At 60.4% G+C, this 13,404-nt stretch carries 12 protein-coding genes; 11 read left to right on the top strand and 1 reads right to left on the bottom strand.

Annotated features, from left to right (window positions below):
- Window positions 1-41 precede the first annotated feature (41 nt).
- A complete protein-coding gene (gene hemN, locus EN862_RS19370) occupies window positions 42-1,391 on the bottom strand; it encodes an oxygen-independent coproporphyrinogen III oxidase (RefSeq protein ID WP_126059321.1) in 1,350 nt (449 codons plus the stop codon).
- Between the two features lie 152 nt (window positions 1,392-1,543).
- Between hemN and EN862_RS19365 the strand changes: the two genes are divergently transcribed.
- The 11 genes from EN862_RS19365 to ubiM all read left to right on the top strand — a co-directional run bounded on the left by EN862_RS19365 (window position 1,544) and on the right by ubiM (window position 13,231).
- Window positions 1,544-2,287, top strand: a complete 744-nt coding sequence (locus EN862_RS19365; RefSeq protein ID WP_126057787.1) for a Crp/Fnr family transcriptional regulator — start codon at window positions 1,544-1,546, stop codon at window positions 2,285-2,287.
- Between the two features lie 496 nt (window positions 2,288-2,783).
- Window positions 2,784-4,403, top strand: a complete 1,620-nt coding sequence (gene ccoN / locus EN862_RS19360; RefSeq protein WP_126057788.1) for a cytochrome-c oxidase, cbb3-type subunit I — start codon at window positions 2,784-2,786, stop codon at window positions 4,401-4,403.
- Window positions 4,403-5,134, top strand: a complete 732-nt coding sequence (ccoO, locus tag EN862_RS19355) for a cytochrome-c oxidase, cbb3-type subunit II (protein ID WP_126057789.1) — start codon at window positions 4,403-4,405, stop codon at window positions 5,132-5,134. Before ccoN ends, ccoO begins: the two co-directional genes overlap by 1 nt.
- 11 nt (window positions 5,135-5,145) lie before the next feature.
- Window positions 5,146-5,295 carry a cbb3-type cytochrome c oxidase subunit 3 gene (locus EN862_RS19350; protein WP_024502864.1) on the top strand — a complete coding sequence of 50 codons (150 nt, stop codon included), beginning with the start codon at window positions 5,146-5,148 and terminating at the stop codon, window positions 5,293-5,295.
- Between the two features lie 2 nt (window positions 5,296-5,297).
- Window positions 5,298-6,161, top strand: coding sequence for a cytochrome-c oxidase, cbb3-type subunit III (gene ccoP / locus EN862_RS19345; RefSeq protein WP_126057790.1), 864 nt, complete (start codon window positions 5,298-5,300; stop codon window positions 6,159-6,161).
- Window positions 6,162-6,327: 166 nt separating this feature from the next.
- Entirely contained in the window at window positions 6,328-7,887 is a 1,560-nt protein-coding gene (ccoG, locus tag EN862_RS19340; RefSeq protein ID WP_126057791.1) for a cytochrome c oxidase accessory protein CcoG, read from the top strand.
- On the top strand, window positions 7,884-8,381 hold the full coding sequence (locus EN862_RS19335; protein WP_126057792.1) for a FixH family protein: 498 nt from the start codon (window positions 7,884-7,886) through the stop codon (window positions 8,379-8,381). Before ccoG ends, EN862_RS19335 begins: the two co-directional genes overlap by 4 nt.
- Window positions 8,378-10,651 carry a cation-translocating P-type ATPase gene (locus EN862_RS19330; RefSeq protein WP_126059322.1) on the top strand — a complete coding sequence of 758 codons (2,274 nt, stop codon included), beginning with the start codon at window positions 8,378-8,380 and terminating at the stop codon, window positions 10,649-10,651. The genes EN862_RS19335 and EN862_RS19330 overlap by 4 nt, the downstream gene beginning before the upstream one ends.
- 5 nt (window positions 10,652-10,656) lie before the next feature.
- Entirely contained in the window at window positions 10,657-10,812 is a 156-nt protein-coding gene (ccoS, locus tag EN862_RS19325) for a cbb3-type cytochrome oxidase assembly protein CcoS (protein ID WP_081714250.1), read from the top strand.
- Between the two features lie 681 nt (window positions 10,813-11,493).
- Entirely contained in the window at window positions 11,494-11,769 is a 276-nt protein-coding gene (locus tag EN862_RS19320; protein ID WP_126063931.1) for a hypothetical protein, read from the top strand.
- A 280-nt stretch (window positions 11,770-12,049) separates the two neighbouring features.
- Window positions 12,050-13,231 carry a 5-demethoxyubiquinol-8 5-hydroxylase UbiM gene (gene ubiM / locus EN862_RS19315; RefSeq protein WP_185928959.1) on the top strand — a complete coding sequence of 394 codons (1,182 nt, stop codon included), beginning with the start codon at window positions 12,050-12,052 and terminating at the stop codon, window positions 13,229-13,231.
- Window positions 13,232-13,404: the final 173 nt, after the last annotated feature.

Raw genomic sequence — 13,404 nt, 5'->3', positions numbered from 1 at the left:
GGTTCGCCGATCGACCAAACGGCGAGCGCACTGTGCTTTGCTCAGACCGCCACCGAGTGCCTCGCCGTTCCCCCTTTGAAATATGTATCGAACTTGGCCGCGATGGTTCGAATGAAGGGGCGACTTTCAGTCCGTACGAGGAAACTGTCACCATCGAATTCAAGCGCTCGGGCAGGATCGTGGAGTGCGATGGACCTCGAGCGATGAAGGAGCTGCTCGCCGGCTTTGCCGAACCGCTCCACCAGATCGACTGCCGAGAAGGCAAAATCACACATCAGCCGCTCGATGATCCAGCCACGGACGCGATCGTCGTCGGAAAGGGCAACGCCGCGGACGGCAGCCAACCCGCCATCCGCAACCATGCGCCCGTACCCGGCAGTCGAAGCCATGTTTTGCACGTAGCCTTGGCGAAAACGACCGATGGACGAAGGGCCAAGTCCGATCAGTGTCGGGCAGCGATCCTCAGTGTAGCCCTGAAAATTGCGATGCAAAACCCCTGCGCGGGCCGCTATGGCCAGCGCATCGTCGGGCTTCGCGAAATGATCGAGTCCTATTGCCTCATATCCCTTGGCGACAATTGCCCGCGCCGCGAGTTGAGATTGGGCGAAACGCTCAGTGGGACTCGGCAGCCATGCCTCGTCGATCATCGTCTGATGCTTCTTGAACCAGGGCACATGTGCGTAGCCGAACAGGGCCATCCGGTCTGGCTCCAAGGTCAGTGCCTGCGCCACCGTGGAACAGATCGTCTCGCGTGTCTGATTCGGGAGCCCGTAGAGCAGGTCCAGATTGACCGATTCGACGCCCCGCGAACGAACCCCGTCGACGACTGCCTTGGTCTGCAAAAAACTCTGCTCACGATTAATTGCTTTTTGCACTTGCGGATCGAAATCCTGCACGCCGAGGCTCGCCCGGGTTACGCCGATTTGAGCAAGTGCATCAAGGCGCGCCTTGTCCATGTCGTTGGTTTCGATTTCGATGCTGACCGTAGCATCCGGGAGAAAGTCGAAGCTGTCCCGCAAGGCCGCTCCAAGAGCAACCATATCATCGGGCCTCAGAATAGTTGGCGAACCGCCACCGAAGTGGATTGCACGGACATGTGCCTTGCCGCTCAGCAGACCGGCAATCGTGACGATTTCGGCATTCAGCGAGCGCAGATAAGCGGCCACCGGCTCATATTGGTGCGTCTGCTTGGTGTGGCAGGCGCAGAACCAGCAGAGCTTGTCGCAGTAAGGAATGTGCAGGTACAGCGAGATTTCGTCGCCGCTTTCCAGCGTCTCCAACCAGCCACGGTAAATGGCAGCATCGATCCCCGAATGGAAATGCGGCGCCGTCGGATAGCTGGTGTAGCGTGGGACGTTCTCGCTGAGTTTGACAGCTATTTCCGATTGCATCTCGCGTTCACCGTGTTGCCCGCCGGAACACTGCACGCATCGCTGAAGCAGACCCTGATCTCGATCAGCCGCGCTCATGGACAAACCGCCGCAGGATTTCTCTACCCTGGATGGGTATCCTGCCGGCAGTTAGGATCGGGTAAGGCGAACGCATGACCTTTCGGCAAGACATTCATAGTTCCGGCATTCCTGTTCTTTGCTTCCCTTGCGAGGCACGGCGTCGCGGTGTCTGCGGTGCGCTCGATCCAGACAATTTGGTTGGGCTCGCCAAGACTTGCTCGCGTCGCCGGATCGAGTCAGGAATGGAGTTGACCGGCGAGGCACAGAACGTCGACAGCTACTCCAACGTGCTTTCAGGCGTTGTAAAGCTATCAAAGAGCCTGTCGGATGGGCGCCAGCAGATCGTCGGTCTCCAGTTTGCACCGGATTTTCTGGGACGTCCTTTCAAGGTGGAAAGCTCGATCAATGCGGAAGCGGCAACAGCAGTCACGCTGTGTTCGTTTCCGCGAGCGGCCGTCGAACGGATGATGAAGGCGTCACGGGAATTCGAGCATCGCCTGCTCAAACAGACGCTGAATGAACTCGATGAGGCGCGCGAGTGGATGGTGACGCTGGGGCGCAAGACAGCTCCGGAAAAGGTAGCGACTTTTCTCCTCATGATGGCCCGGAATATCGATTCCAGTCTCGATGCGGCTTCCGGGTCGGCGTCCTTCGATCTGCCGCTGACGCGTGTCGAAATGTCTGATTTCCTTGGAATCACCAACGAGACCGTGAGCCGCCAACTGACGCGATTGCGGGCTGACGGGGTGATTCGGATTGAGAACGCACGCCATGTGACGGTGGACAGCATAAGCCGTCTGGAGAAGCGCTGTGGCGGCGGACGCGAGCGGCCCTAAGCGGCGAGGCCATGTCGCATGACTCCGGGGCGGGCCGTGTTTGCCTTTTAATGCGATGTTGCCGCGCCTTCGACGAAGCGGCGTCACGGTCGAGACAAACAGCTTTCGGGCTTTGATAGGAACGTGACCAATCGCCAGGTGTGTTTCGGCACATACCGGCGAAGCATGGTCCTTAATCTGCCACGGCTCGGCGGAACGATCGCGTTCGTTTCCAATGGGATCCGAACAACGTTTGGCAGGGCATCGGCAATAGCATCCAACGCGCGCAGGGCCTCAGCTTTCGCCTCAGCGATCGCGTCTGCGCCCGCCCAACCCAGGGAACGCCTTCCATGAGGGGGGTGAGCCCGCGCTGCGTTCCTCGTTCATTCGCCACCTGCTGATTGCGCCGCCGACACAAAATCTTGCGGCCTGACATAGATCAGGGCGAGGGGGCGGCGGCTGCGCGATTAGTGCGCTGCGGATTTGGCATCCACCAGATTCGAGATCGGGATCTGCAATGAAATTCGGCACAGAGATCGTCCTTCTAAGCGTGTTCGCTTTTGCGGCCCTGGTGGCCGCCGGCTTCGGCGTGGATGAACCTTTCCGCCGACACATGTGGGTGTTGTTCTTCGCAGTGGCTGGTTTCACTGCGATCCTGTTGCGCAACACGGAGTTCAAGCCAGCAGCTCCGATTGACCCATCCGCTTACATGGATGGTCCGATCCGCTACGGCGCGATCGCCACCGTGTTCTGGGGTGTCGTCGGCATGCTGGTCGGCGTGGTGATCGCGCTGCAGCTCGCCTACCCCGATCTCAACATCCAGCCCTGGTTCAATTTCGGTCGTTTGCGGCCGTTGCACACATCCGGTGTCGTCTTCGCCTTCGGCGGCAACGCGCTGCTTTGCACGTCTCTGTATGTCGTGCAGCGCACCTGCCGCGCCCGCCTCTTCGGCCGTGATCTGGCCTGGTTCGTCTTCTGGGGCTACCAGCTGTTCATCGTCATGGCCGCGACCGGCTACCTGCTCGGCATCACCGAGGGCCGCGAGTACGCCGAACCCGAATGGTATGTGGATGTCTGGCTGACCATCGTCTGGGTCGCCTACCTCATTCTGTTCCTTGGCACGATCCTGAAGCGCAAGGAACCGCATATCTACGTGGCCAACTGGTTCTACCTGTCGTTCATCGTCACCATCGCGATGCTGCATGTGGTCAACAACCTGTCCATACCAGTCTCGTTCCTGGGCTCCAAGAGCTACTCCGCCTTTTCAGGGGTCCAGGACGCCTTGACGCAATGGTGGTACGGCCACAACGCGGTCGGCTTCTTTCTCACCGCCGGCTTCCTCGGCATGATGTATTATTTCGTGCCCAAGCAGGCGAACCGGCCAGTCTATTCGTACCGGCTGTCGATCGTCCATTTCTGGGCGATCATCTTTCTCTACATCTGGGCCGGGCCGCATCACCTGCACTACACCGCCTTGCCCGATTGGGCGCAGACGCTCGGCATGGTGTTCTCGATCATGCTGTGGATGCCGTCCTGGGGCGGCATGATCAACGGCCTGATGACGCTGTCCGGCGCCTGGGACAAGCTGCGCACCGATCCGATCATACGCATGATGGTGATGGCCGTCGCCTTCTATGGCATGTCGACCTTCGAAGGCCCCATCATGGCGATCCGGGCGGTCAATTCGCTGTCGCATTATACCGACTGGACGATCGGCCACGTCCATTCGGGCGCGCTCGGCTGGGTTGGCATGATCTCGTTCGGCGCAATCTACTACATGGTGCCGAAGCTCTGGAACCGGCAACGGCTCTACTCGTTGCGGCTGGTCACCTGGCATTTCTGGCTGGCGACACTTGGTATCGTTGTCTACGCCGCGGTGATGTGGGTATCCGGCGTCATGCAGGGCCTGATGTGGCGCGAATACGACGAGCAGGGCTTCCTGGTCTACTCCTTCGCCGAGACCGTCGCCGCCATGCACCCCTACTATGTCATGCGCGCCATCGGTGGGGCCATGTACCTCTCCGGCGCGCTGATCATGGCCTGGAACATCACCAGGACCATCCTCGGCCACCAGCGCGAGGAGGAGCCGATGCCGAGCCCCGTCGCCATCCGACCTGCGCGATCAGGAGCCAGGTAATGGGCTTGATGGACAAACACGCAATCATCGAGAAGAACGCCACGCTTCTTCTCGTTGGCTCGCTGCTCGTGGTGACGGTCGGCGGCATCGTCGAGATCGCGCCTCTCTTCTATCTCGACAATACGATCGAGAAGGTGGAAGGCATGCGCCCCTATTCGCCGCTCGAACTTGTCGGGCGCAACATCTATATGCGCGAGGGCTGCTACCTCTGTCATAGCCAGATGATCAGGCCGTTCCGCGACGAAGTTGAGCGCTATGGCCACTACAGCCTAGCTGCCGAGTCCATGTACGATCACCCCTTCCAGTGGGGATCGAAGCGCACCGGGCCGGATCTCGCCAGAGTTGGCGACCGCTACTCGAATGCATGGCATGTCGCGCATCTTACCGACCCGCGCTCGGTGGTGCCGGAATCGATCATGCCGAGCTATGGGTTCCTGAAAGACACGCCGATCGACGTGAAGGATTTCTCAACGCATCTGGTCGCCAACAGGCTTGTAGCCGTCCCTTACACCGATGACATGATCGTCCACGCCAATGCGGATCTGGCGGCGCAGGCCGATCCCAATGCCGACACATCAGGCCTTGAGGCGCGTTACCCAAAAGCCAAGATCGGCGACTTCGACGGCAACCCGCAACAGGTCACCGAAATGGATGCCCTGCTCGCCTACCTGCAGATGCTTGGCACACTGGTCGACTTCAAAAATTACGACGAAGCCGCCGGCTACCGCTGAGGAGAACGCTGATGACCTACAATTTGATGCGGGCGTTTGCCGACAGCTGGGGCCTGGTTGCGATGGCGCTGTTCTTCGTGGGGTGCATCGCCTTTGCCCTACGCCCCGGCAGCCGAAGGCTGGCCGACGAAGCGGCCCGCATTCCGCTCGAGGACGAGTGATCATGAGCGACGAGCATATCGATGAAATCTCTGGCGTCTCGACCACCGGCCACGAATGGGATGGCATCCGGGAGCTGAACAACCCGCTTCCCAGATGGTGGGTTATCACCTTTTACGTCACCATTGTCTGGGCGATAGGCTACACCATCGCCTATCCAGCATGGCCTCTGTTGCACTCGGCGACGAAGGGTGTGCTCGGCTATTCCAGCCGCAACGAGGTCAGGAACGAGCTGACTGCGGCTGAGGCCGCCAAGGGCAAATATATCTCGGCGGTGGAGTCCAAGAGCGTCTCGGAGATCTCCGCGGACGACGGCCTGCGCGAATTCGCAATCGCCGCCGGTGGCGCCGCTTTCAAGGTCAATTGCGTACAATGTCACGGCTCCGGCGCCCAAGGTTCCAAGGGCTTTCCCAATCTCAACGACGACGACTGGCTATGGGGCGGCAAGGCCGAGCAGATCCAGCAGACGATTACGCACGGCATCCGCTTCGCATCCGATCCGGACACGCGCCTGTCGGAAATGCCGGCCTTCGGCGACATCATTACCGCCGACCAGATCGCACAAGTCAGCGCCTACGTGGCCAGCCTTTCCGGCAAGGTCCGCGATGCAAGTCTGATCCAACCCGGCGCCAAGGTCTTTGCCGAGAACTGCGTCGCCTGTCACGGCGACAATGCAAAAGGCAACAGGGAATTCGGCGCCCCCGACCTGACCGATGCGATCTGGCTCTATGGATCCGGTGAGACAGCCATCGCCGCACAGGTCCGTGCGCCAAAACAGGGCGTCATGCCGGCCTGGGTTGGCCGTCTCGGCGAGATCAAGGTCAAGGAACTTGCAGTTTATGTCCATTCGCTTGGCGGCGGAGAATAGGAATGGAAGTCCTATTCTTCGGTCCCCCCTGCCAAGCGGACGAGGCCCGGCGTGAGCCGGGCCTCGACACCATCCCTAATGCGATCTGCACAACCCGGCAAGGCTATCCTACCGCGAGGCTTTACGACAGGTGCCCCTGACATTGGCTGGGAAAGTGGAGTTGCACATGCGTGATAAGACGCAGTTGACACGGCTCGAAACAGAAACTGTCAATTCCGCCAAAACCCGCAAGCCGCTTTATGCCGCGCGTCAAAAGATCTTTCCGAAGCGCGCCTCGGGCAACTTTCGTCGCTTCAAATGGCTGGTGATGACGATCACACTTGGCATCTACTACCTGGCTGCGTGGCTGCCTTGGGCTCGCGGTCCATTTGCCCCGGACCAGGCAGTCCTGCTCGATCTCGCGAACCGGCGCTTCTACTTCTTCTTCATCGAGATATGGCCCCAGGAATTCTTCTATGTGGCCGGCCTCCTGGTCATGGCGGGCGTCGGTCTTTTCCTGATCACCTCGACTGTCGGCCGTGCCTGGTGCGGCTATGCATGCCCTCAGACGGTGTGGGTCGATCTGTTCCTCGTCGTCGAACGTGCGATCGAGGGGGACCGCAACGCCCGCATGAAACTTGACGCAGGTCCCTGGACCGCGCGCAAGCTCATGCTGCGTGTGTCCAAGCACACCATCTGGCTGGTCATAGGGGCGGCGACTGGCGGCGCCTGGATCTTCTACTTTGCCGATGCACCGACGCTGCTCGGCGAGCTCTTCACCGGCACTGCGGCGCCCGTCGCCTACATCACTGTCGCCGTCCTGACGGCTACCACCTACACGTTCGGCGGTCTGATGCGCGAACAGGTCTGCACCTATATGTGCCCGTGGCCCCGCATCCAGGCGGCCATGCTCGATGAAAATTCCCTCACTGTCACCTACAATGACTGGCGCGGCGAACCGCGTTCGCGCCACGCCAAGAAGGTGCTGGCCGCAGGCCAGCCCGTGGGCGACTGCGTCGACTGCAATGCCTGTGTCGCGGTCTGCCCGATGGGGATAGACATTCGCGACGGCCAGCAGCTCGAATGCATCACTTGCGCGCTCTGCATCGACGCCTGTGACGGCGTCATGGACAAGCTCGGCAAGGAGCGTGGGCTGATCGCCTATGCGACGCTCTCCGACTACAACGCCAACATGATGCTGGCGACTGCAGGCGGGTCCAGCTCAGTCAATCCATCGCTGATCAGGACCGCTGATGGCCTGTTCTCCGACAAGGTGGCGCATTTTCACATCCGCAAGATCTTTCGGCCGCGCACCTACGTCTACATGGGCTTGTGGTCGCTGATCGGCCTCGGCCTGCTCTATTCGCTGCTGACGCGCGATCGGCTCGAACTGAACGTATTGCATGATCGCAATCCCCAGTTCGTCACGCTGACCGACGGATCCATCCGCAATGGCTATACCGTCAAGCTGCTCAACATGATCCCCGAGCCGAGGACGATCGTCGTAACCATGCAGGGCCTTGAAGGCGCTGACATGGTCGTCGTCGGCGACGACATCCCCGCAGGCCGTTCCTTCGCCATTCCGGTCGAACCCGACCGCCTGAAAATGCTGAGGGTCTTCGTTCGCCAGCCGGCGGACCAGATCCGCGCTCCGGCACAGACCTTCAAGTTCCGCGTCGAGGACAGAGCCAGCTTTGAGTCGAACGAGTACACCGCCACCTTCAACGCGCCGGAGCCCCTCAGATGACTGCCAATGTACAAAAGCCTCGTGAATTCACCGGCAGGCACATGCTGGTCATCATCCTGGCCTTTTTCGGCGTGGTCATCGCAGTCAATCTGACCATGGCAACGCTCGCCAGCACAAGCTGGACTGGCCTCGTCGTCGAAAACACCTATGTGGCGAGCCAGCAATTCAACAAGAAGGCCGAGGAAGGACGGGCGCAGGCAGCACTTGGCTGGACCGGCAAGCTGACCATCGCATGGGGCGAAGTTCGCTATGGCCTCGCCGACGTCGCCGGCAAGCCGGTTCCCTTGCACGGCGTCAAGGTGCTGTTTCGCCATCCCGCGTACGAGAAGGAGGACAAGTCGGTCACCCTCGCACCCGCCTCGGGCCAGGAATTCGCAGCCCAGCACATGCCGAAGGACGGCGTCTGGATTGTCGAAGTCGACGCCGACGCCGGTCTGGACAAACCGTATCGCGACGTCCGCCGGATCATGATTTCCAATGGAGCGCTGCAATGAGTTGTTGTGCACCGGGCGCCGAAATGGCGCTTGATCTGGTCAACACCGGATCGGTCCTGCCGTCCAGCCAGGAGATCAGGCTGGCGAGCCGATCGCTTGGCGATGATCTTCACCAGACCGATCTTTCAGTACCGACGGTTCATTGCGCAGGCTGCATCCAGACGATCGAGACGGCGCTGGGAAAGCTCGATCGCGTCGAGAGCGCCCGCGTCAACCTGTCGACGAAACGGGTCTCTGTCCGGTGGCGTGGTGACGAGGTCCCACCGTTCGTCGTCGCGCTTGGGCGGCTAGGCTACCAGGCGCATCTCTTCCCTTCCGAGGTCGGCGACAAGGACAGGACGTTATCGGATTTGATCCGCGCGGTCGCGGTTGCCGGCTTTGCGGCGGGCAACATCATGCTGCTTTCGGTCTCGGTCTGGTCCGGCGCCGAAGGTGCTACCCGCGACCTGTTTCACTGGGTCTCGGCGCTGATCGCCATTCCTGCCCTCGCCTTCGCCGGCGGCATCTTCTTCCGTTCGGCCTGGAATGCTTTGCGCCATGGCCGCATGAATATGGACGTGCCGATCGCGGTCGGTGTTTCGCTCGCCTACGCCATGAGCCTCTACGAGACGATCAACCATGGCGATCACGCCTATTTTGACGCGTCGGTATCGCTGCTGTTCTTCCTGTTGATCGGCCGCACGTTGGATCACGTGATGCGCGAACGTGCCCGGACCGCTGTGAAAGGCCTGTCCCAGTTGGCCGCACATGGCGCCATGGTGCTGCGCAGCGACGGCGCGCGCGACTATTTGCCGGTCGGCGAGATCGAACCAGGCATGCGGTTGTTGATCGCAGCCGGTGAGAGGATCCCCGTCGACGGCAAGATCATCCAGGGAACGTCGGATCTCGACTGCTCGCTGGCCTCAGGCGAAAGCACGCCGAAAAACGTGGCGCCGGGCGAAGCAGTTCAGGCCGGCGTGCTCAATCTTACCGGCCCGCTGACGATTGAGGCGACAGCCGCCGCGAAGGATTCGTTTCTGGCGGAAATGGTTCGTCTTATGGAAGCCGCAGAGGGCGGCCGCGCGCATTATCGCCGGATCGCCGATCGCGTTTCAGCGCTCTATGCCCCGGTGGTTCATCTCACAGCCTTCGCGACGTTCCTTGGCTGGATGGCGGTGACCGGCGACTGGCACCGGGCGATAACCATCGCCATTGCCGTTCTGATCATCACCTGCCCGTGCGCGCTCGGCCTCGCCGTACCGATCGTTCAGGTGGTCGCCGCGCGGCGCCTGTTTGAGAACGGCATCATGGTAAAGGACGGTTCTGCCATGGAGCGCCTGGCGACGATTGATACAGCGGTGTTCGACAAGACCGGAACGCTCACGCTCGGCCAGCCCCGGCTGGTCAATGCATCGTCGATCGATCCGGCCATGCTGGCAGTCGCGGGAGACATGGCTACGCATTCCCGCCATCCTTTTTCAAAGGCCATAGCCGGTTTTGCCCATCCCGGCGGGCAGTACAAATTTGATGCCGTCACCGAGCATCCAGGGTTTGGAATCGAAGCCACTGGAGCCGGAAGCACCTGGCGGCTAGGCCGACGCGGATGGGCTGGATGGAGAGCCCGGACCGGTGGTGAAGGCAAACATGGCGGAACCGTGCTGACAAAAGACGGGTTCATTGTCGCGACCTTCGATTTTGAGGACGCGCTGCGCGCAGACGCCAAGGCGGCGATCGGGCAATTGAGCCATGCCGGGGTGTCAGTGGAAATGCTGTCGGGCGATACTGCGGGTGCCTGCGGTGAAGTCGCAGAAATGCTGGGTGTCAAGGACTTCGTTCCGTGCCTGCTGCCATCCGGCAAGGTCGAGCGCATCGAGACCCTGGCGAAAGACGGACACAAGGTTCTGATGGTTGGCGACGGCCTCAACGACACGCCGGCGCTCAGCGCGGCGCATGTCTCGATCGCTCCAGCTACCGCCGCCGACATTGGCCGCAATGCCGCCGACTTCGTATTCCTGCGCGAAAGCCTTCTGGCAGTGCCTCTCGCGCTGGACGTCTCGCGCAAGGCGGGACACCTGATCCGCCAGAACATCGCGATTGCGATCGTCTACAATGCGGTGGCAGTACCAATCGCCATCCTCGGGCACGCCACGCCTTTGTTAGCGGCGATTGCCATGTCTGCCTCATCGGTGCTTGTTATTGGAAACGCATTGCGCTTGCACGGCTTCGGGGCGAATGCGACGCTGCAAGTTATTCAAAAAGTCGGACGCTCCGCAGTCAGCTATTCGGCATAATCCTCGTGACGACGTTGCTCTATCTCATACCAGTGGCCCTTTTTCTGGGTGCACTGGGTGTGTCCGGCTTCGTCTGGGCATTGCGAAGCGGTCAATACGAAGATCTCGACGGAGCCGCCGAGCGGATACTAATTGATCGGGACGACAAACCGGAACGCTGATTTCAATCCGCTGTGCATAAGATGCGCGGATCGCGCTCGTCAGTCGAGCCGGCTCGGTCGGGAACAAGCTGTCCATGCTCCATGCTCCATGCTCCATGACCATCTTGACCTAAGCTGCACACTACATTTGTGAAAAGCCTCTGTCGTGCGAAGGACTGCCTCCCATTGCACCCAGTATGAGGCGGCTGATGCCACGAGAGTACCTCGCGTGGCCGGACGAGAGCTTGGCCATGTGCGCACGGGTTCCAAAGTGGAACGTCACGGTCGATCACCTGACCGTGAACCGCCAGTGCCGATTGGTCATGTCTGGCTGATCCAGATCAGGGTCATACTCATCGGTGTGTTCTATTGACCAGTCTTCGACGGAGAAATGCATGACTTACGGAAAGATTGGTCGTCATTATCAGCACCTTCACGGTTCTGGGTTTTCTGTCGTGTGGTCGGCCATGCCTTGTGCTTACGGCGCAGCCATTAGCTGACCGGCGTCGTGTGTATCTCGCTTGCTGGCTGACCATCCGCGTGGCTGCGCGGACACGGGGGCCGATCAACAGCTTTCGCCTTTGATGGGTTGTGTGCGTCGAAAGTGGCCTTCTTTGGGCTGACTTCGTAGAAATGTTCCAGGGCTCGCATCCAGCGCCGAAGATCCTCGTGATGTCAACGTGCTGCGGAGCATCATCGGGGTTGGGACGTGCGTTTTCGAGATCGATCAACCGTCCGAAGTTGATCATTGGTTCGAGTGACGCGCGCTATTTCGACGACTATGTCGCCGCGTGGGCTTTGCTCTATCGGCGACTGAATTGCAAGGACATCGACATCGAAGCCATGCAGCAGGTTCTTGATGAGATATGCGCGGTCGTGGATAAAAGTTTCCGCTACCTTGGCTGGGATGACGAGAGAGAGCGCTACGTTCGATACCCTCGCAAGAGAGCCCGCTTCGACGTCGTGGAGCGTGAGTAGTATGCGCAAGGGTTCCAGGTGGAATGTGGCGATCGATGCGGCGCGGCCGTGGCTGACCAGCGTCGCGAGTGTCTCGCTTGCTGGCGGCGATCTGCGCGGCTGCGCGGCCAAAGGGCGGGATCGGTTAGCCGCATCCACCTCTGAGCGCTTTGAGTGCTTCGTTGCCGATCGATGCGAATCTCCCGGCCCAGCGCCTTTAGGCAATGCGGCGGCCACGGAGCTCATGTCACTCGGCTCAGTTCCACCGTTACACGAGGATAGGCGACCGGATGGCGGCACGCTGATGGGCTCTGACGATAATTTTGACATCGTTGTCGTTGGAGCCGGCCCGGTCGGCCTTTCGTTCGCTGCGTCGCTTGCCCAAAGCGAACTCAAGGTGGCAGTTGTTGAACAGAACACATTCGATAGTCTGGCGAATCCGGCTTTCGATGGTCGCGAAATCGCGCTGACCAACGCTTCGATCAGAACCCTTCGCGAGCTCGGCGCCTGGGATGTCATCCCGGCTTCGGACAAATCAGCACTTCAAGGCGCGCGCGTGCTCAACGGCTCGAGCGCATTCGCTCTTCGTTTCGATCCTCCCAGCAACTCTGGAGAACCGCTGGGGGTTTTGGTTCCAAATTGCCGGATCCGCGAGGCGCTGTTCAAAATCGTCCGCTTGCAGGATCGCGCCCGGCTGTTGTGCGGCCACTCGGTCGTCGATGCAACAAACAGCCAAGAAGGAGCAGTCGTAACGCTCTCTAATGGCGCGCGTTTAACTGCTCGGCTGGTTGTTGCCGCGGATTCGCGTTTGTCCGCCACGCGTGATCTGCTAGGCATCGGCGCCGATATCAACCGGCTTGGCCACTCGATGCTGATTTGCCGAGTGAGGCACGAGCGCGCCCACCACCAGATCGCCATCGAATGGTTCGATCACCATCAGACGATAGCGATGTTGCCCCTCGCGGAGGGCATGTCGTCGCTGCTGCTCACATTGCGCTCAAACGAGGCCTATAGACTGCTTGCCTTCGATGATGATTTGTTCCTGTCGGAGTTGACGAAACGGTGTCGAGGGCGCCTTGGAAAAATGACCTTGGCAAGCAAGCGCCACACCTATCCGCTGGTCACGACCTGGGCGCACAAATTCCGGGCGCCGAGCGCCGCACTCATCGGCGACGCTGCCATCGGCATGCACCCGGTGACCGCTCACGGATTCAACATCGGTCTCAGCAGCCAGAAGCAACTCGCCCGTGGAATCATGACTGCGTGCCGCGACGGCCGCAATGTTGGCGACCCCGACATGCTGCATATATACGAAAGGCGGCTGCGCCTGTCGGCGGCGCCGCTCTACCATGCAACGAACATATTGATTGGACTCTACTCCAGAGACCACCTGGCGGCACGGCTTGCAAGGCATCTGGGGCTTCGCTTTGCCCAACATGTTCCCCTTGTCCGGCATGGGATATCGGCGGAGCTCCAGCGGTGATACTGCACCAGCAGTCGCATTTTTGCGCGTGCTGGGCGAGCGATGGGAGAGAGTGCATGATGCACCGGAGTAATCCTGCTCCCCGACGCTGATCTCCGATTGAAGAATTAACCCGTCCTTCAGGGGGGCTGCATAGGCTGCGGACAAGCAGGAGTAAGCAAGCTGACCCGTCC

The sequence above is a fragment of the Mesorhizobium sp. M2E.F.Ca.ET.219.01.1.1 genome, assembly GCF_004016445.2.
In the GTDB taxonomy this organism is placed as follows: Bacteria; Pseudomonadota; Alphaproteobacteria; order Rhizobiales; family Rhizobiaceae; genus Mesorhizobium.
This window is presented reverse-complemented; position numbering and strand designations above follow the sequence as displayed.

Excerpts from the sequence above, each read along its gene's own strand:
- hemN (WP_126059321.1), bottom strand. The coding sequence starts at position 1,391 with ATGCAATCGGAAATAGCTGTCAAACTCAGCGAGAACGTCCCACGCTAC.
- EN862_RS19365 (WP_126057787.1), top strand. The coding sequence starts at position 1,544 with ATGACCTTTCGGCAAGACATTCATAGTTCCGGCATTCCTGTTCTTTGC.
- ccoN (WP_126057788.1), top strand. The coding sequence starts at position 2,784 with ATGAAATTCGGCACAGAGATCGTCCTTCTAAGCGTGTTCGCTTTTGCG.
- ccoO (WP_126057789.1), top strand. The coding sequence starts at position 4,403 with ATGGGCTTGATGGACAAACACGCAATCATCGAGAAGAACGCCACGCTT.
- EN862_RS19350 (WP_024502864.1), top strand. The coding sequence starts at position 5,146 with ATGACCTACAATTTGATGCGGGCGTTTGCCGACAGCTGGGGCCTGGTT.
- ccoP (WP_126057790.1), top strand. The coding sequence starts at position 5,298 with ATGAGCGACGAGCATATCGATGAAATCTCTGGCGTCTCGACCACCGGC.
- ccoG (WP_126057791.1), top strand. The coding sequence starts at position 6,328 with ATGCGTGATAAGACGCAGTTGACACGGCTCGAAACAGAAACTGTCAAT.
- EN862_RS19335 (WP_126057792.1), top strand. The coding sequence starts at position 7,884 with ATGACTGCCAATGTACAAAAGCCTCGTGAATTCACCGGCAGGCACATG.
- EN862_RS19330 (WP_126059322.1), top strand. The coding sequence starts at position 8,378 with ATGAGTTGTTGTGCACCGGGCGCCGAAATGGCGCTTGATCTGGTCAAC.